This window comes from Hymenobacter lutimineralis (genome assembly GCF_008271285.1).
Lineage (GTDB): Bacteria > Bacteroidota > Bacteroidia > Cytophagales > Hymenobacteraceae > Hymenobacter > Hymenobacter lutimineralis.
Genome location: NZ_VTHL01000004.1, coordinates 189454 through 207222 on the forward strand (window position 1 = coordinate 189454; position 17769 = coordinate 207222).

At 61.3% G+C, this 17769-nt stretch carries 15 protein-coding genes; 9 read left to right on the top strand and 6 right to left on the bottom strand.

The window, feature by feature from the left end; translation table 11 throughout:
• Positions 1 to 37 precede the first annotated feature (37 nt).
• Positions 38 to 2431 carry a hybrid sensor histidine kinase/response regulator gene (locus tag FY528_RS06345; RefSeq protein WP_149070143.1) on the bottom strand — a complete coding sequence of 798 codons (2394 nt, stop codon included), beginning with the start codon at positions 2429 to 2431 and terminating at the stop codon, positions 38 to 40.
• Positions 2432 to 2785: 354 nt separating this feature from the next.
• Between FY528_RS06345 and FY528_RS06350 the strand changes: the two genes are divergently transcribed.
• From FY528_RS06350 to FY528_RS06370, 7 genes are all read left to right on the top strand, one after another.
• Positions 2786 to 3166, top strand: a complete 381-nt coding sequence (locus FY528_RS06350) for a hypothetical protein (RefSeq protein ID WP_149070144.1) — start codon at positions 2786 to 2788, stop codon at positions 3164 to 3166.
• Between the two features lie 259 nt (positions 3167 to 3425).
• On the top strand, positions 3426 to 3806 hold the full coding sequence (locus tag FY528_RS06355; RefSeq protein ID WP_149070145.1) for a hypothetical protein: 381 nt from the start codon (positions 3426 to 3428) through the stop codon (positions 3804 to 3806).
• Positions 3807 to 3893: 87 nt separating this feature from the next.
• Complete coding sequence (locus FY528_RS06360) at positions 3894 to 4274, top strand: hypothetical protein (protein WP_149070146.1); 381 nt, start codon at positions 3894 to 3896, stop codon at positions 4272 to 4274.
• An 11-nt stretch (positions 4275 to 4285) separates the two neighbouring features.
• Entirely contained in the window at positions 4286 to 4426 is a 141-nt protein-coding gene (locus tag FY528_RS21190; RefSeq protein WP_168682487.1) for a hypothetical protein, read from the top strand.
• A gap of 662 nt (positions 4427 to 5088) precedes the next feature.
• A complete protein-coding gene (locus tag FY528_RS21195; protein WP_168682486.1) occupies positions 5089 to 5226 on the top strand; it encodes a hypothetical protein in 138 nt (45 codons plus the stop codon).
• A 347-nt stretch (positions 5227 to 5573) separates the two neighbouring features.
• Positions 5574 to 7385 (top strand): ABC transporter ATP-binding protein, encoded by a 1812-nt coding sequence (locus tag FY528_RS06365; RefSeq protein ID WP_149070147.1) that lies wholly within the window; start codon positions 5574 to 5576, stop codon positions 7383 to 7385.
• A 330-nt stretch (positions 7386 to 7715) separates the two neighbouring features.
• Positions 7716 to 8837 carry an acyltransferase family protein gene (locus FY528_RS06370; RefSeq protein WP_149070148.1) on the top strand — a complete coding sequence of 374 codons (1122 nt, stop codon included), beginning with the start codon at positions 7716 to 7718 and terminating at the stop codon, positions 8835 to 8837.
• 106 nt (positions 8838 to 8943) lie between these two features.
• Here FY528_RS06370 and FY528_RS06375 read toward each other — a convergent pair whose 3' ends face one another.
• From FY528_RS06375 to FY528_RS06385, 3 genes are all read right to left on the bottom strand, one after another.
• Positions 8944 to 11085: a carboxy terminal-processing peptidase gene (locus FY528_RS06375; protein ID WP_149070149.1), complete on the bottom strand. Its 2142-nt coding sequence runs from the start codon at positions 11083 to 11085 to the stop codon at positions 8944 to 8946.
• 341 nt (positions 11086 to 11426) lie between these two features.
• A complete protein-coding gene (gene cysK / locus FY528_RS06380) occupies positions 11427 to 12347 on the bottom strand; it encodes a cysteine synthase A (RefSeq protein WP_149070150.1) in 921 nt (306 codons plus the stop codon).
• 109 nt (positions 12348 to 12456) lie between these two features.
• Positions 12457 to 13299 carry a serine O-acetyltransferase gene (locus FY528_RS06385; protein ID WP_262383927.1) on the bottom strand — a complete coding sequence of 281 codons (843 nt, stop codon included), beginning with the start codon at positions 13297 to 13299 and terminating at the stop codon, positions 12457 to 12459.
• Positions 13300 to 13472: 173 nt separating this feature from the next.
• Between FY528_RS06385 and FY528_RS06390 the strand changes: the two genes are divergently transcribed.
• Positions 13473 to 13814 carry a cupin domain-containing protein gene (locus FY528_RS06390; RefSeq protein WP_149070151.1) on the top strand — a complete coding sequence of 114 codons (342 nt, stop codon included), beginning with the start codon at positions 13473 to 13475 and terminating at the stop codon, positions 13812 to 13814.
• Positions 13815 to 13900: 86 nt separating this feature from the next.
• Here the strand turns inward: FY528_RS06390 and FY528_RS06395 are convergent, their stop codons facing one another.
• Both FY528_RS06395 and FY528_RS06400 read right to left on the bottom strand, forming a co-directional pair.
• Complete coding sequence (locus FY528_RS06395) at positions 13901 to 14728, bottom strand: phosphatase PAP2 family protein (protein WP_149070152.1); 828 nt, start codon at positions 14726 to 14728, stop codon at positions 13901 to 13903.
• Positions 14728 to 16695: a peptidylprolyl isomerase gene (locus FY528_RS06400; protein ID WP_187632029.1), complete on the bottom strand. Its 1968-nt coding sequence runs from the start codon at positions 16693 to 16695 to the stop codon at positions 14728 to 14730. The genes FY528_RS06395 and FY528_RS06400 overlap by 1 nt, the downstream gene beginning before the upstream one ends.
• A gap of 154 nt (positions 16696 to 16849) precedes the next feature.
• On the opposite strand from FY528_RS06400, the gene FY528_RS06405 reads away from it, so the two are divergent.
• Positions 16850 to 17767, top strand: a complete 918-nt coding sequence (locus FY528_RS06405; RefSeq protein WP_149070154.1) for a hypothetical protein — start codon at positions 16850 to 16852, stop codon at positions 17765 to 17767.
• The last annotated feature ends 2 nt before the right edge of the window (positions 17768 to 17769 follow it).

Here is a 17769-nt window from a genome sequence, read left to right on the forward strand (position 1 = left end):
GGCTGCGCACGCAATGACCGTGAATCTACCATTTTCTCTAAGCTTCGGGGCTGGCTTCCAGGGTCTCACTGTCCTCGGGCAGACTGGCAAGCACGCGCTCCACCTGCCGCACCAACTGGCGCACGGCGGCGACTCGGCCGGCGGGGACTTTGGCGCCTGGTTTGGGCACTTGCATCAGTAGCTGCAAGGCCCGCTCCAGGCCAGCCACGCCAAACTGCACCAAGTTGGGTTTGATGTGATGCACCAGCCGGGCCACCTGCGGCCACTGACCGGCTGCCGCCGCCGTCTGAATCTGCTGCATAATGGGCGGCATGTGCTCCAGGAAAGAGCGTACCATGCGCGCTGTGAATACGGCGTCGCCATCGGCCATTTCGTGCACCTCGGCCAAATTATAGAGCGGCACTTCGGCAGGATGCACAAGCGCCAGCAGCTTGCGAAAGAACTCCGCTTCTTTAAAGGGCTTGGTGAGGCAGTCGTCGATGCCTGCCTGCAGATAACGGTCCAGGTCGGAGCGGAAAGCATTGGCGGTAAGCGCCAGGACGGGCACCTGCGCCCGCGCCGGATCGGGGTGGCGACGCAACGCAGCGGTAACTTCTACGCCGCTCAGGCCTGGCATCTGTATATCCATCAGGATGGCATCGTAGGAGCGGGCAGCGTGCAGGGCAAGTGCGGCGGGACCATCAGCCGCTTCGTCTACTACCACGCCCCAGCTTTCGAGCAGCCGGCGGACCACCTCCCGGTTGATGGCATTGTCCTCGGCCACGAGCACCCGCCGGCCACGCAGCGCGCTGGTATCCAGCGGCGGGTCCCGGCGGGTCACCGCTTCGGCCCCGACCGCGCAGGGCAACGTCACGGTGAAGGAGAACGTGCTGCCGCTGCCTAGCTGACTCTCCACGGTGAGCGCGCCCCCCATCTGCTCGACCAGGGCGCGGGCAATGCCTAGCCCCAGGCCGGTGCCGCCGTAGCGCCGGGCAGTATCGACGCCGGCCTGGGCAAAGTCCTCGAAGATGAAGTCCAGCTTATCGGCGGCAATGCCAATGCCCGTGTCGGTAAGCCGAAACAACACCGTCAGGTGGGTGTCGGTGCGCGACACTAGAAACCCTCCCACCGAGATGCTGCCCTCGGGCGGCGTAAACTTGATGGCGTTAGACGTTAGGTTGATCAGGACCTGATTGAGGCGGTAGGCGTCGCCTACTACGCGCGGCAGTGGGCCGCTATGCTCCAGCAGCGCCGCGTGAAATGCCAGGCCTTTCTCGCGGGCCTGCACGGCCAGGGGGCGCAAGGCCTCTTCTACGGAGGCGCGCAAATCAAACGGTACTTGTTCCAGCTCCAGGCGCGCCGAGCTGATTTTCGTCATGTCGAGCACCTCGTTGAGGACGGAGAGCAAATGCTCCCCGGAAGTCTGAATGATGCGCAGCAGCTCCTGCTGATCCTCGTTGAGGCGGGTTTTGCTTAGTTGCCTGGCCATGCCCAGCACCCCGTTCATGGGGGTACGGATTTCGTGGCTGAGGTTGGCCAAAAAAGCTTCTTTGGCCTTGCCCGACGCTTCTGCTTTGTCTTTAGCGCGTCGCAGCTCTGCCTCGGCCTGAGCCCGCTCGGTGATGTCGAGCCCGCAGAGCAGCACGTCGGCCGCCGGATCTGCCGGTCCAATACGCTGCGCCTGGTAGAGTAGCTCACGCGGCTGCCCATCGCGCGGTAGCAGGGGCAGTACGCCTGCCGCGGCCGGCCGTGCGGCCACCTGGGCTAAGTAGGCAGGCAGGACAAGCTCCAGGCCCGCAGCCGGCATAAACGCGGAGAGTGAGTGCCCGATCAGCTGATCGGGGGGCAGCTGAAGCAGGAGGGCAAACGCCTGATTGCAGGAAAGAAGTACCCCGGCCGCGGAGTGAATGACTACGGGAGCTGGCAGGTACTGCACCAAGTCATTGGAAAATGACTGACCGGGGGCCCCGGCTGCCGGAGCTGCTGGGGGCGAGGGTAGCAGTAAGCGGAAGCTTAGCAGCTCGGCGCGGGCGCTGCCAGCAGGAGCGGGCAGCGGCGTGTAGTCCTGCGTCAGCAAGCGGCCGTCACGCAGGGGGATAGAGTTGCTGGGCGCGGGCTGCTGACCGGTGCGCAACGCTGCCAGGAGGCGAGCTGGCTGCGCCGGCTCGAGCGCCAGGTGACGCAGGCGGGCGAACAGGATGTCGGCGGGTTTACCCGCCCAGTGCTCCGTCGGCTCCGGCAGGGCCAGCAAAAGGCACAGCGCCTCGTTGACGTGGTGAATAGTCCCGTCCGGGTTCAGCAGCAACAGGCCAGGGCCGGCGACATCGGCTAGGCTGGCCAGCCGACGTTCGGCCACTGCGGCCCGGGCGCTGGCTTCCCGCAGTGCACCTTCCAGTTCGGCGATGCGGGCCGAGGCCTCGGTAGCAGGAAGAGTATCGCGGTCGGATGGCATGGGGAAGCTTGGAGAAGCGAAATAGCGGGCCAAGACTTGGCACCGGGCCAGGCGCGGCCAACTGAAATTCCTGGCCAAAATAGCACCGGATGCGTCGGTACCGACCTGCGAACGGCGTCAAATTTGGCGAAGGGACGGGGAGGGCTTTTTCACTCCCTTCAAAAAGCTGTTCACTCGCTTTAAATACGTGTTGGTTCAGCAAAAACCCAATGCTTCATTTCGCCGCCACCCTTACCCTTGTATTGTCGGCGGCGCAGCGGGGGACTACCTGACAAAGTCAACGGTTTTGTTTTACCGCCCCGCCAACCCGATTAGTTCACCTAAACTTTTCCAACCCTTTTTCCCAACAGTATCATGGCTTACTCTACCTCCTCCCCCGCTGGCCAGTGTGTTCAAAACATCATCAACTCGCTGCCAAGCCTTATGGCCGTAGCCGTGGTTGATGCCAACTCCGGCATGGCCCTGGCTTCGCACTCCAACTCCCCCAGCCTGAACCCCGAAACCGCCGCAGCCTACAACACCGAAGTTGTGAAGCAGAAGCAGAAGGCAATGTCCGCCCTTAAGCTCGGCAACGAAAAGATTGACGACATCCTGATTTCGCTCTCCAACCAGATTCACTTGATTAACCTGTCCGACGACGGAAAAAAGTTCATCTACCTGGTGGTCAATTCCCGCGACACCAACCTGGCTATTGCCCGCGATGTGTGCCGCCAAGAGTCGGGCTTGCTGAACTAAGACCAGCCCGGTCGGCCGCCCGGTCTTGCCCAGGCACTGTGCCGGCCTCCGGCGGTGACCGGGGCGCTTGCCTCACCCTTGGGCCCTGCTGCTGCCACACCAGGCGTGTGGACTATGAATGCTCACTGAGCAGGCAACGGGCAGCTGTCCGTTGCCTCTCCTTTCCCCAGCCGACAACAGCATGACGGGCGCCAGTTCTGACAGTTCGCTACCCCCCAAACGGCCCCGCGCGGCGCACCGTTTGGCCCCGCTCCCGCTCGTGTCAGCCGCGACCAGCCAGCCGGAAAAAGTTATCCAGCTTATCAAAGCGGAACTGCCCGGGTTGCGGGTAGTAGCCGCCATCGATGTGGCTAGCGGGAAGTGTTTGGCCAGCTACTGCCGGCCCAGGGCGCCGGCCGCCGAATGGGTAGCCGAGCACCATGCCACGACCGTGCGGCAGCAGCAGCTGGCCCTGCAGGCCTGGCCCGGCCGGCCCGAACAGCTTACCGATATGCTGATCCCCATGCGGCGACACCTGCACCTGTTGCGCGTAGCCCGCAAAGGCGAGTGGTTTGTGTATCTGGCCGTGAAGGCCGATGAATTGTCCCTGGCCCTGGCCCGCGAAGTGCTGCGCATGGCCATGAAGCGCGCAGGCTGCTAGCCTAGCAGGCAAGGCATTGCCGACATCATCCTTTTCAGCTTTCCCCTTTTCTACTGTTTTACATCCTTTTTTATTTTCCTGTCACGCATGGCATACTCTAACAATTCCCCCGCCGGTCGGACCGTAGAAGGTATTATCGGCGACCTGCCTGGCCTGGTAGCCGTGGCCGTGGTTGATGCCAATTCCGGCATGAGCCTGGCTTCACACTCCAACTCGCCGGCACTCAACCCCGATACGGCCGCTGCCTACAACACGGAGGTAGTGAAACAGAAGCAGAAAGCAATGTCTGCGCTCAAGCTTGGCAGCGAGAAAATAGAGGATATTCTGATTTCGCTCACGAACCAGACGCACCTGATTAAGCTGGCCGACAACGGCTCGAAGTTTATTTACCTGGTCGTAAACTCCCGCGATACGAACCTGGCCATTGCCCGGGAAGTTCTACGCTCTCACGTCTATAACCTGAACTAACGGCCGCTGCCGTGCTGCAGCGTTTGTATGAGCTTGCTGCCCCGGTTACGCACCGCCTGGTGCTGACTGGGGCGGCTGATGTTGGGCAACAGGCCGCCTGCCGGGCGCTGCACTACCAGCTGACCGAGGCTCCCGACCTGCTACTGGCCTGACTTGCGAGGTAATGTGTGCTGCCCTCAGCTTGCTGGCCCCGGCGCCTTAGCAGCCAACTGCCGCGCCATGCATCGGGTTACTAACTCCACGGTACCACCGGCCTTCGTCGTCAACTGCCGAGACTGTTCACCGCACGTCACCAGGGTTAGCGACGGTGGTTCCAGGAAGCGCCAGGAATATGCTTGCGCTGCGCATAGACCGTAACTGGCCCGGGCAAAGGGGAAAACCAAGTTCATCCTCCGCTACCTACTAAGCCAGCCCTACCGGCGGAAAGTGGAATACAAAGTTGCCAACCCGAATCGTGAGCAGTAAGCATAGAAGGAATAAATTAATAGGAATAATTTGTCCGAATCAGCGTCTGTCTCTTTTCACGAGCAAGCCGAAAGAAGAACGGATGGGCGCATCGAGATGTAAGCAAGGGAATGATTCAATCATGAGCACTTTGCAGGATATGTAATTGCAGGGCCAACAAGGGTACCCCCAAAGTCACGAAAAGCTTTTCTGCATAGGCCCATCTTGACGCCGCATCGTTTGTCCCGAAGACCTACGCCAGCACCTCATAAAGAATGATTGGCCGGGGGCGTAACTAGTTCGTGGAAGAAGAATGCGCCACTATGTGCCGGATAAGGGTATCTTTGAGCAGACCTTAACTTTCTTTTATATGTCGACCAAGACCATCAAAGCCGAAAGCACCCCGGCCACTGCTGAGCATACTGAAACCGCCCGTGAGGCTCTGCACCGCCGCGTAAAGCAGGCCCAGGAGCGTCGTCGCCGGAAGCTTAAGCATGTGAATCCCTAGTTCCCGCCGAACTTCAACGCAAGAAAGCCCTTCCTACCCACGTAGGAGGGGCTTTCTTTTAGAAGGGCTTCCTACGTGGGTAGAACGGATAGCAGACTGCTTTCTGCTTTATTCAGGTGAGCCGCAGCGGCCTGGGCTCCCATGCAAGCGTTAGCAACTCCATGGTGCCCGCTCCGGTCGGGCTACCAATCACCCACCCCCTTCGAAACCCGATTTCAAACAACGTCCGAAAAATAGCTGGCTTAGGCAGCCCCCCTCATTGAGTGGACTTGTGAAAAAGCTGCAAGCCTAAACCCCGCCCCTGCCCCGCTCGTCTAACCGGCTACCACCACACTAGCCGCTGCTGCATGAGTCTCTGGGAAATTATCAAGCGTCTGTACCCGTACGTGCTGCCGTACCGGGCCCTGGTGCTGGCTACGCTGCTGCTCACGCTGGTGGGCTCGTTGGCGGCGCAGGTGAATCCGTTTGTGCTGCGCTACACCGTGGATACCGTGCAGGGCCTGCTCAACCAGAACAAGGGCCTCACCCAGGGTGCCGATTTGCTGCTCATTGTAACTGCGCTGCTGCTGGGCAAGGAAATCATCAACACCGGCATCCAGTTTGGGCAGAAGTTCTACGGGGAGAAAATCCGCATCAACGTGTCCAGTACCCTCGTGCGCGACGCGGTGCACAAGGTGCTCAGCTACGAGCTGGGCTTCTACTCCGACAGCGGCAACCAGACCGGCAAGCTTCAGACCCGCATCGACCGGGGCGTGGAAAGCCTGATGAAGCTGGTGCAGAATTTCTTTATCGACATCCTGCCGCTGTTCGCCAACTCCATCGTGGCCCTGGTGATTATGTTCATGGCCAACGTGTATGTAGGGTTGGTGGCCGTGGCGGTGCTGCCGGTGTATTTCTGGCTGAGCTACCGCCAGGCCGACAAGCTGAACGGCACCCGCCGCGCCCTGCGTGGCCTGCGCGAAGCCCGCAGCCAGGGCCTCGTGAACCTCATCGACTCGGCCGTAGTCATCAAGAGCTTCGTGCGCGAAGACTACGAGGAGCAGAAGCAGGCCCAGGTGCAGCAGAACCTGCAGGAAGCCCAGCTGCAGACCCGCAAGACCAACTTCCTCTACGACGGCCTCAAGACGTTTACCGAGCAGATTGGCGTGGTGCTCATCATCATCCTCACAGCCTACCTGGTGCTCGACCGGCAGATCAGCATCGGGGCCATCATGTTCCACATTCTGCTGTTCAACAACGTGTCGGCGCCCATCCGGCAGCTGCACCGCATCTATGACGAGATGAACGACGCCCTCACCTACTCCGAGGGCTTCTTCGACATTCTCGACGCAAACGACGCGGTAGAACCCACCGGCCAGCTGCTGCCCGACCACCTGCAGGGCACTTTCGACATCTGCCATGTGGACTTCACCTACCCCAGTGGCACCCAGGCCCTGCACGATGTGTGCCTGACCATTGAGGCCGGCAAAACTACCGCGCTGGTGGGCCTGAGCGGGGCCGGCAAGAGCACCATCATCAACCTACTCTGCAAGTTCTACGCCCCCGACCGCGGCAAGATGCTGCTCGACGGCCAGCCCCTGGCCGACTACAACACCCACGCCCTGCGCCAGCAGATTGGGCTGGTGCTCCAGAAAAACCACATTTTCAAGGGCACCATCGAGGAAAACATCCGCTACGGCGTGATGGACGCTACTCTGGACCAGATCAAAGCCGCCGCCCGGCAAGCGTATTTGCACGAGCAGATCTTGGAGCTTCCTAAAGGCTACCAGAGCGACGCTCAGCAGCTGTCCGGCGGGCAGCAGCAGCGCATTGCCATTGCCCGGCTGTTCCTGAAAAACCCGCCCATCATCTTCCTCGACGAGCCCACGGCCTCCCTGGACGCCATTGCCACCGAGCAAATTAAGAACTCCCTGGAGGCCATCAAGCAGGGCCGCACGGTGGTCATTATCTCCCACTCCCTGGCCCAGATTGTGGATGCCGACTGCATCTACGTGATGAAGCAGGGCCGTATGGTGGAAAGCGGCACCCACGAGCAGCTCTACGACCGGCGCGGCACCTACCGCGAAATCTTCGATGCCTCCGCCCGCAGCCTCAACATCGAGAAGCTGGCCCGGGTGATGGTAGACGACGGGGATGAGGTGGAGGATACAGTGGGATAATAGTACAGCAGCACCCGCGCCCTTAACCCCGCATGGGACGGCCAACGGACAAGGTTCGGGCACGAATTCGTCTGGCCGAGCTTCTGCAGTAGGCATGACTACCCGTGGGGCATAACTCATCCTGCTGCCGCTACCGGGCAGGTGCGCTGTAGCTTATCTTGGAGCTACCCCGGACCAGTTGTCGTTGTCGGGCTTTTTTGCTGACGCAGAATCCTATTTATTCGGGAACTGTTTGAGCTGGCCTCGTCGGCGCGTCTTCCGTTGGCTGCTTTCGGGGTGTGCCTTAGGGCCCGGTCTCACTTCCCTTTGCTCGTTATCAACAACTCCGAGATGCATTCAACCCAAGTCCAGCGGATTAACATACTACGCGGCCTGGCTATTCTGCTGGTTTTCTGCTACCACGCCATCTACAGCGTTTTCGGCGCCTTCGAAATCTATGACTACAAACCGTACATGGTGGTCTACAATTTCAGCCAATATCCCTTAAAACGCATCCTACTCACCCTCACACCGCTATCGACGGGTCAAGGCACCACCCTATTTCTGGTACTGTCTGGTTTTTTGCTGCACCGGGGGTATCTGAAAAGCGGTAGTGCGTTCAGCTGGCCAGCTTTTTTCAATAAGCGCTTCTGGCGTATTTATCCACCGTATCTGGTGGCCCTACTGTTTTTCAGCTTAGCGGTGGGCAGCGGGGGCGCGTTCAGCTTTCTGACGCATCTTACCCTCACCCACAACTTATTTCCGTCCACTATTATCTCCATCAACCCTTCGTTCTGGTCGCTGGCCCTGGAGGCCCAACTCTACCTGCTCTACCCGGCTTTTCTGTGGATGCGTAGCCAATGGGGGCTTAAGCGTACGCTATGGCGGCTTGGGACCGTCACGCTGGTGGGCGTGCCGGCGGTGGTGCTATCCGGTGAGGTATCACTGATTAACCTGCCGTTCAACACTTGGGTGGTGTGGGGCCTGGGGGCATACCTGGGGGAGCAGATGTATTACGGGCGGCGCCTGTTCACGGGCCGGCCGGTGTACCTGCTGCTGGCGGCCGTGCTGCTCTCCCTGATGAAGATGACGCCCCTCTCGCCCCTGTACGGACGCATTTTCTTTGGTATTTTTTACATCTGCTGCATCGACTGGTACCTGCACCGGCCGGAGCGCCCGGCCTCGTGGGCCGGAGCCCTGGCCGCCAAATCCCTGGCGCGGGTGGGTTTGTACAGCTACAGCATCTACCTGTTCCACCACCCCTTTATGCGGAAACTGATTTTATTTTTCAGCTACGACAATACCAGCAAGCTAAGCCTGTTACTGGGCGTGGGGGCCACTTTCTTGTTGTTTTTCGGCGTAGCCTGGGTGGGCTACCACGTGCTGGAGCAGCCCTCCATCCGGCTGGGGCAGTGGTTTTACCGGCGCTACTTTGCCAAAGCGCCCCGCGAGCTGGCCACCGTGGCCTCTTAAGCCTTTGGGCCGGCTCAATAGCCCAAGCGAGCATCGGCCCTACGAAAAAGCCGGTTCGTGCTACGCGCACGAACCGGCTTTTTGGGTAGCGAGGCTACTGGTCTGACTACAGCTCGTCCTGGAGCACAGCTACGGCTTCCTGCAGGGTAAGGTCTTTACGCAGCGGCTTCAGAAAGCGGGCCGTACGGCTGCTGAGCGTACTATCGGCGGGGGTGGCAGTTGCCACGGCACTTACTTCGAGCGTAGGCGCCTGCTGCTGCAGCTGCTTGAGCTTTTCGTTGGTAGCCTGGCCCGCCTGCAGCTCGGTCCGGTACGCAGCCAGGTTCAACGAAACCTGGGTAGTTTTTTGGCGCTGGGCCATGGTTTGCACCGCCTCGGTGAGCAGCTTGAACGATGGATTGGCGGCTACGCGCTGCTGGCTGGCTGCTGCCAATTTGGCTACGGGCGGCACCGAAGACCAGGGCTGGTAGGCAGCTGGCGCAATTTCGTCCCAGGGCAGCGGGAAGTCCGTATCCTGTTCTCCATCGGCCAGGGCGCTGTAGGCGTCGGGCACCATAATATCGGGCGTGACGCCCTTAAACTGCGTGGAGGAGCCATTCACCCGGTAGTACTTCTGGATGGTGAGCTTGAGGGAGCCGAAGGGCTTGAGCTTGTTGAACTCGGCATTGAGCATGTTGTCGAGGTCGAAGATGCGCTGCACCGTGCCTTTGCCGTAGGTTGTATTGCCGAGAATAACTCCGCGCTTGTAGTCCTGGATGGCACCCGCCAGAATCTCGGAGGCCGAGGCGCTGTATTTGTTCACCAGCACTGCCAAGGGGCCGTCGTACTGCACTTGCGGGTCGGGGTCTTTGATAAGCTCGGCCCGGCCCTGGCGGCTTTTCACCTGCACCATGGGGCCGCTGGCCATAAACAGACCGGCCATTTCCACGGCATCAGGCAAGGAACCGCCGCCGTTGAAGCGCAAATCCAGCACCACGGCCTGGGCCCCGGCTTTCTTCAGCTTTTCCAGCTCCTGGCGCACGTCCTGGGCCGAGTTGCGCCCCCCGTTGTTGTTGAAATCGGCGTAGAAGCTGGGCAGCATGATGTAGCCGATTTTCTTCCCGCCCTGGTTGATGAGGGCCGACTGGGCGTAGGTTTCTTCCAGCACCACCACGTCGCGGATGATGGAAATAACCTTCACGCTGGCATCGGGCTTTTTCACGGTGAGGCGCACTTCGGTGCCTTTGGGGCCTCGCACCAGCTGTACTACCTTGTCCATGCGCAGGCCTTCCACCGCTACCGGCTCTGCGGCGCCCTGCCCCACGCGCTGGATAATGTCGCCCACCTTCAGCTCGCCCTGGCGGTAGGACGCGGAGCCGGGCACAATAGCCGCCACTACAATCTGGCCGTCTTTCTCGCTGAGCTGGGCCCCGGTGCCTTCCAGCCGGCCGGTGAGGGCCAGGTCGAAGTTGGTTTTGTCTTTCGGGGCGAAATACTCCGAGTGCGGGTCGAAGGTGTTGGCAATGGAGTTGGTGAACTCGTTGAGCCGGTCGTTTTCGTCGGTCTGGCGCAGGTCACTGAACCACTCATCGTAGTATTTGAGCACCTGCTTGCGCGCATCGGCTTCCAGCTGAGCCGGCGTGCGCACCGGGGCCGATAGCGTGGCGCCGGAAGGTTTGGCCTTGGCCGATGCCAGCGACTTGGTTTGCTGGCGGCTTTGCTCATCCATCAGCTCCGAGAGGCGCAGCATGGTTTGGTACTTGAGCAGGCGGCGCCACCGCTCCCGCCGGGCCGCGGCATCGGCGGCATAGGGTACTTTGTCGGGGTCGGTTTCGAAGGTTTCCTGGGCCGTGAACTCGAAGGGCTGCTGCAGCAGCTCCCGGTAAATGCTCTGGGCCTCCAGTACCCGCTGGTTGATGAGCTGGGTACTCAGATCCAGAAACTCGTGCTTGCCCTGCTTGATTTCGTCATCGATGCCCGTCTCGTACCGCTTGAGCTGAGCTATATCAGGCTGCAGCAAAAACCGCTTGCTGCCGTCGAGGTGTTCGAGGTAGAGCTTGAATACGCGCTGGGAAAAAGCGTCGTTGAGCTGCTCAGGCTGCACGTGGGCCACGCTCAGGCCCTGCGTGACGATGCCCACCTGCACCTCCTTTTTCTGGGGCGGCACGTCGCCGGAGGTAGCCGGGGGCGCAAAGCTGCCGGGCAGTACTACTAAAAAGCCCGGCAACAGGGCCGAGAAGAAGCCTAACGAAGAACGAAACGACGCCATAGTATGCGCAGGAGAGTAAGTAAGTACAGATCCAGAAGATGCCCGGGGCTACTGCCAGATGGCTGCCATGCAGCACAACCGGGCCAAGCTTTAAGGTACTAGTAAGACGCGGAGCAGAAGCACAAGTTGCACAGCTACTCGGTGGCAGGTTACCGGAACTGCAAACAGTGCGCCACGCTTGGGCCGTGCCCCGGATTATGGTTGCCCGGGTTGACGGATGCTACGTCCGGCCGCAGCTTGGGCGGAAGTGCCCCTTATAAAACCGTGCCCCCGAATTTGCTCTACGAAAGCCGTACAGCAAATTCAGGGGCACGCAATTAGTGGCAGCCGAGGTGCTTCAGCTACACGAACAGGCCATCCACGGAGAGGTACCGCTCACCCGTATCGTAGCAGAAGGTGAGCACGCGGCCGCCCTGGGGCACCTCGTCGAGCTTTTTGGCTACGGCCGCCAGCGAGGCCCCGGACGATACGCCCACGAACAGGCCTTCTTCCCGGGCGGCCCGGCGGGCCATGTCAAACGCTTCCTGCTGGCTCACCTGGATAGTCCCGTCGAGCACGTCGCGGTGCAGGTTCTCGGGGATGAAGCCGGCGCCAATGCCCTGAATGGGGTGCGGGCCCGGGGCGCCGCCGCTGATTACGGGCGAGAGTTCGGGCTCCACGGCAAACACTTTCAGGTTAGGAAATTTCGGCTTCAGCACCTCAGCCACACCCGTCAGGTGCCCGCCCGTGCCCACGCCGGTGATGTAGAAGTCGAAGCCCTCGGGAGCATCGCGCAGAATCTCCTCGGATGTTTCCTTGATGTGCACCTGGATGTTGGCCGGGTTTTCAAACTGCATGGGCAGCCAGGCCCCGGGCGTTTCGCGCACCAGCTCGTGGGCCCGCTCAATGGCGCCCTTCATGCCTTTCTCGCGGGGCGTAAGCTCCAGATTGGCCCCGTAGGCGGCCATCAGGCGGCGCCGCTCGATGCTCATGCTCTCGGGCATGACGAGCGTGATTTTATAGCCTTTCACGGCCGCTACCATGGCCAGGCCCACGCCCGTATTGCCGGAGGTGGGCTCTACAATCAGCGAATCCGGGGTGAGCAGCCCGTCTTTCTCGGCCTGCTCAATCATGCTCAGGGCAATGCGGTCCTTGATGCTGCCCCCGGGGTTGGCCCGCTCCAGCTTCAGCCAGACTTCCACATCCGGGCGCTGGGAAAATAACCGGTTCAGGCGTAGTAACGGCGTGTTGCCAATAGTGTCGAGAATGGAATTAGCTTTCATGAAACTGAGGAGTTGGAAACGTAAGAGTTGAAGGAGGAAGCAGTAAGCTACGAACTGGCCGAGAAGATACCGCAGTGAAGGACCTTATACCAACGCGTAGCCAGACCGATCAGATGGAGAACGTCAGGTCGGCGTTGGGGTCTTCGCTGCGCGTCACGTGAATCTGGGCCCGGTGGTAGACGCGGGAGTGGGAAGGCACGCTTTCCGTGAGCCACACATTTCCGCCAATGATGCTGTGGCTGCCCACTACCGTGCTGCCACCCAGAATGGTGGCCCCGGCGTAAATCACCACGTTGGCTTCGATGGTGGGATGGCGCTTGATGCCCTGCAGGTGCTTGGCTACGCTGAGGGCTCCCAGCGTGACACCCTGAAACACCTTCACGTGGGCCCCAATTACGGCTGTTTCCCCAATGACGATGCCCGTGCCGTGGTCGATGCAGAAAGAAGGCCCGATCAGAGCGCCGGGGTGAATATCGATGCCGGTCTGGGTATGGGCGTACTCACTGATGATGCGGGGCAGCTGCGGCACCTGCAGCTGGTAAAGCGTGTGGGCCAGGCGGTGCAGGGCAATGGCGTAGAAACCCGGGTAGGTGCGAATTACTTCTGTCACGCCGTGGGCCGCGGGGTCGGCGGCGGCAATGGCGGCGGCATCGAGCAGCAGCAACTCCCGCACCTGGGGCAGGGCGGCAAAAAACCGGGCCGCTACCTCGGCGGGGCGCTCCGTCAGCGGCAGGGCCAGCAGCAGCACGCGCATGTCGGCCTCCAATTGGAGTAGGGTGGCGGCCACGGCATCTTCGGTGGAGAAAGGCCGCTCAATCCGCTCTGGAAACAACAGCCCCAACAGCTGCTCACTCAGCCGACACCAGGCTGCCCCCGGCAGCGGCATGGTGGCCTGTTGGTGAGCGTGCGTGAGCGTACGCACAAAAGCGGCAGTTGAGACAGAAGACGACACGAGCAGAACTTAGTTAGGCGAAAGGCCAAACATACGCAGGCAATTGACATCAACCTGCAGCCCGGCGGAAGGTTTGTGTGCGCCGGGAGCCGCAGCTCCGCCCACAACCGAGGGCCGGTTGCCTGCGTTAAGCCGGGTAGTACTTATCTATTTGTTTCTCTTACCCTTTTCTCATGGCTGATACCACCATCACCAAAATCGATTCGGCGCACTCCCCGCACGGGGCAGAAGGCGAAAAATACCTGGCCTCGGGCGTGCATGTAGCTATGCGCCTGTGGGAGAATGAGCAACCCGCCGAAGCCAAAGAGCCCAGCGCCCGGCCCTACGAAACCGTTGGCTACGTTATTCAGGGCCGCGCCGAGCTGCACATCGAAGGCCAGATGGTGCTGCTGGAGCCCGGCAACTCCTGGGTGGTGCCCAAAGGCTCGTCGCACACCTACCGTATTCTGGAGGCCTTCACAGCGGTTGAAGCTACTTCCCCACCCGCCCAGGTACACGGCCGCGACGAGGAATAGTGTCCCCGTATTAACAGCCGGCCCGCTTTTCCGAACCATTCGGAGAAGCGGGCCGGCTTCTTTCATCTAGCTATATAGGCAGTAACTTACCGAAGCTGCACTACCAGCCGCACGCCGGTGGCATCCTGCCACTGCCAGGGCGAGGCCGAAACGTGCCCCACACTTTTGCCCAGGTTGGGCTTGCGCCCCCACCGGTTGCGGTGGGTAAGGTAGCCCAGGTGTGCCGACAAAATGCCTAGCCCGGCTCCCGCCACCACATCGCTCTGCCAGTGGCGGTTGTTGAGCATGCGCAGGGCGGCCACGCTGGTGGCAATAGTGTAGGCCCCTACCCCGTACCACTGGCTTTTATCCCGAAACTCGGTGTGCACGATGCTGGCCGCTAAGAAAGCCTGGGCCGTGTGGCCCGAAGGAAAAGACTGCCGGTTGGAGCCATCGGGGCGCCGGATGCCGGTAGTGTACTTGAGGGCCGTGACGGCCGCCGCAAAAATCAGCTCCGACTTTACCACCACCAGCGCCATGTTTAGCCGGTCGTTGCGCGACTCAACGCCGGCCAGGGTAGCAATGGCCAGCTCCGCGTAGGGCGCCAGAATCAGGTAGTCATCAACCTTGGTGTGGAAGTTGGGAAAGGCCTGCTGGATGTCGCGGCGCGCATCGTAGCTGCTGTACAGCCCGTTGCCGTTGATGGTCGACACCCCATAGCCAATGAGCACTGCCGGAATAGCCGTGGCCCGCACCAGCTTATGCTGATACCAGCGTGGGCGCGCTGCGGGCGGCGCCTGCGTCTCATACTTGTGTGCCGTGTCGGCAGGAGCGGCCGGGGGCGTAACCTGGCCCAGCACCGGCAAAACAGCGCCCTGAAATGTCAGCCACAAAAAGAGCAGCCAGGCTGGCTGTTGACGAAAAATAGTAGGCATTACTTAGGCGAAGAAAGTAATTCGATTCGATCAATCCGGTCCCCGATTTCCAGTTGGCTGAGCACGTCCATTCCCTGCTCTACCTGCGCGAAAATGGTGTAGCGCCCGTCTAGGTGCGGGGTGGGCGCGTGGGTGATAAACCACTGGCAGCTCTCCGTGTCCTTGCCGGCCGAAGCCAGCCCCACGGCCCCTTCCACGTAGCGAAGGTCAGCAAACTCCGAGCGCAAGTTGTAGTCGGAGCTGCCCCACCCGTCGCCCCGCGGGCAGCCGCCCTGGGCTACGAAGTTGGGGACCACGCGGTGGAAGTTCTTTTGCTCGTAGAATCCCTGCCGTACCAGCTCCACGAAGCTGGCTACCGAACCGGGCGCCTGCTCCACCAGCAGCGTGAGCGTAATAGGCCCGCGTCCGGTATGTACAATGGCTTTCTGCCCAACGGGAACGGTCTGCACCACCGCCCAATTGATGGGATGGGTGGCCGCAGCGGCCACGGGCTGCGGAGTAGCTGCTTTGCCCTGCAGATAATCGATGGTGAGCTGCAAGCTCTGCCAGGCTTCCAGGTCGCGGGGCAGGGTTAGCTGGTTGCGGGCCTTCAGCAGAAAGTCAGCCGAGGGAAACCGGGGCCGTAACGCCAGCTGCGGGTCCCGGATGGCTTCGGCGGCAGTACCCATAATGGCTAGGTCGCCGCTGCCGACGCCCCGCTGCAGGGTGCGGGCAAAGGCCGCGTGCTGACTAGCCGGAAAGTCAGGCTTGTGCCGCAGGGCTACCAGGGCCTCCATGCCATAAGTACCAATTACGACTGGCTGACCGGGCGTGAACGTGGCTTCTTCCAGCCATTTGTACGCGGCCGGATCCTCGCTGAGGGCTTTGAGCAGGTAGCCTTTCTCGTAGGGGCTGGCTGCCGCCGCGTAGCGCTGCATAATGGCCTGGCGGATAGTGTCGCGGGCGGAGCCGCCCAGCTTGAGCGCCGCACCCAGGAGCGTAGCCCGCACGCGCCACTGGTTAAGCTTGCCAGCCTTGGCTAAAAACAGCTGCCCCGATTCTTTGCTGGCATGCGTCAGAAAGTATTCGGCGGCAGTAAGCGCTACCTGTCCGTTGGCATCGGTCAGCGCCTCCCAGGCGGCTTCCTTCACGGGCGCATACATAGCTGCATTCATCGCCCGGATGGCGCTCAGCCGCACGCGGTAGTCAGCATCGCGGCGGGCCAGGGAAGCCAAGGTAGCCGGCACCGTAGCGTCGGTTGATTTGCCGAGGGCCAGGGTAGCTGCCGCCCGCACGGCGTAGTCGGGGTCCGTTTGAGCGGCGCGAATCAGCTGGGGAGTATAGGGCGTGAGGTTGAGGTTGCGGATGCGCGCCAGCGTACTGGCCGCCGCCAGCCGCGCCCGATAAGGTACGGGCAGGGGCAGCAGCTGCACCACCCGGCCCACGGCTGCCTCGGAGGTAATACCGCGCAGGGCCGCGCGGTACAAGCCCCAGGCCTGGCCTACCTGGGCGCTGGTATCGGCGGCCAGGGCGGCGGGCAGGCGAACCAGATCGGCCAGGGAGGCGCGGGTGGCGCAGCGGCCCATGGCTTCCAGCACGTAGCGCCGCACGGCCCGGTCGGGGTCCGTGGTCAATTGAGTGAGCAGGGCCTGCTGCGTAGTGGCCGTGGTATCGGCGGTTTGGCCCAGGGCAAACGCGGCGGCGCGGCGCACGTCGGCCTCGGTATCAGCAGCCAGCAAACGTGCAAGGGCCGGCACGGCCGCCCGGTCCTGCACCGAGGCAAAAGCCAGGGCTGCCTCCCGCCGGTACTGCGCGTCGGGCCGCTGCAGGTAAGGCAGCAAGGCTGCGGTATTGCGCTCATCCTGGGCCGTGGCCAACTGGCGCAGCGTAGCGTCGGCAAACTTATTGGGGGGGCTGCCCGGCGCTGGCAGGGCGGTGGCAACCCGGGGCCGGGTAGCGCAGCCGGCGGCAGCCAGCAGCGTAGCCATAGCCAACGGCAACACAGCACGGGAAATTGAAAGACAATGCATATCGGGCCAAAATAGCCAAATTCCGGCGAGAGAAGGTTACGCTACGCTTACGGCCTGATTTTCGTAGTGGGCCGAAAATCCTGACTTTTGTCCCCGTACTCATTTTTACTTTATGCCAACACGCTCATTCCGTTCCCTTTTGCCGGCGGCCTTTTTACTGCTGGCCGCCGCCTGCACCGCCCCGCGTGCCGTCATCAACTCAGGTAAGGTCACGCCCCAAGGCCAGTTTAAAGTAGGCGGCGACATGGTGTTCAACATCGGCACGCGAACAATCAGCGAGTTGGGCGGGGCCGTGAAGGACGAAGTGGCCGCCGCCGCCGGTAAGGACACCGTCAACTACAGCCAGCGGTTCGTGCGCATCCAAACGGCGGCCATTGCCTATATCCTTGACCCCATACAGCCCAGTTCCGACTTTTACATCCGCTACGGCGCCCTGCCCCGGGTGGATGTAGGCTATAAATACGCCTTCGGGGCGCATGCCTTCGATGCCATGTACCAGTTTCTGGGCTCGACCGGTACGCCGGAAAATCCGCAGGGACAGTCTGGTGAAACCTCCGGCAGCATTGGGCTGCAGTTTGCCACCCAGCGCGCCAAGCTGCCCAACGTGCCGTTTCTCGATGACGTGGCGTCTCTGCTAAACTTTGGCGCTACCCGCCGCGACCTGATGGTGCCGCTCATCTTTAGCACGTCGTTGGGCCGGGAGGAGGAAATCGGCGCTATTTCCTATGGAGCCGTCTACAACCATACGTTTATTGCTTATGGCTTCAACCCCACCAAAGTGTTTTTACCGGGCACCAACACCAAAATCGGGGAGCTGAAGGCGAAAAACAACTTCGCCTCCTTTGGCCTGTTCGTCAATGGCAAATTCGGCTACCGCTACGCCTACATTCTGCCCGCCCTGGCCGTGTACTACCAGAACTACGGCACGTACCAGCTGCTCAACCAGGCCAGCACCACCAAGCTCAAGGGCGTGACCATTATTCCGTCCCTGGGCGTGCAGTTCCGCATTCCCACCGGCCGCGGCCGGTAGCC

What these genes read in the sequence shown, in the direction of transcription:
- FY528_RS06345 (WP_149070143.1), bottom strand. Translation starts at nt 2,431, where the DNA reads ATGCCATCCGACCGCGATACTCTTCCTGCTACCGAGGCCTCGGCCCGC.
- FY528_RS06350 (WP_149070144.1), top strand. Translation starts at nt 2,786, where the DNA reads ATGGCTTACTCTACCTCCTCCCCCGCTGGCCAGTGTGTTCAAAACATC.
- FY528_RS06360 (WP_149070146.1), top strand. Translation starts at nt 3,894, where the DNA reads ATGGCATACTCTAACAATTCCCCCGCCGGTCGGACCGTAGAAGGTATT.
- FY528_RS21195 (WP_168682486.1), top strand. Translation starts at nt 5,089, where the DNA reads ATGTCGACCAAGACCATCAAAGCCGAAAGCACCCCGGCCACTGCTGAG.
- FY528_RS06365 (WP_149070147.1), top strand. Translation starts at nt 5,574, where the DNA reads ATGAGTCTCTGGGAAATTATCAAGCGTCTGTACCCGTACGTGCTGCCG.
- FY528_RS06370 (WP_149070148.1), top strand. Translation starts at nt 7,716, where the DNA reads ATGCATTCAACCCAAGTCCAGCGGATTAACATACTACGCGGCCTGGCT.
- FY528_RS06375 (WP_149070149.1), bottom strand. Translation starts at nt 11,085, where the DNA reads ATGGCGTCGTTTCGTTCTTCGTTAGGCTTCTTCTCGGCCCTGTTGCCG.
- cysK (WP_149070150.1), bottom strand. Translation starts at nt 12,347, where the DNA reads ATGAAAGCTAATTCCATTCTCGACACTATTGGCAACACGCCGTTACTA.
- FY528_RS06390 (WP_149070151.1), top strand. Translation starts at nt 13,473, where the DNA reads ATGGCTGATACCACCATCACCAAAATCGATTCGGCGCACTCCCCGCAC.
- FY528_RS06395 (WP_149070152.1), bottom strand. Translation starts at nt 14,728, where the DNA reads ATGCCTACTATTTTTCGTCAACAGCCAGCCTGGCTGCTCTTTTTGTGG.
- FY528_RS06400 (WP_187632029.1), bottom strand. Translation starts at nt 16,695, where the DNA reads ATGGCTACGCTGCTGGCTGCCGCCGGCTGCGCTACCCGGCCCCGGGTT.
- FY528_RS06405 (WP_149070154.1), top strand. Translation starts at nt 16,850, where the DNA reads ATGCCAACACGCTCATTCCGTTCCCTTTTGCCGGCGGCCTTTTTACTG.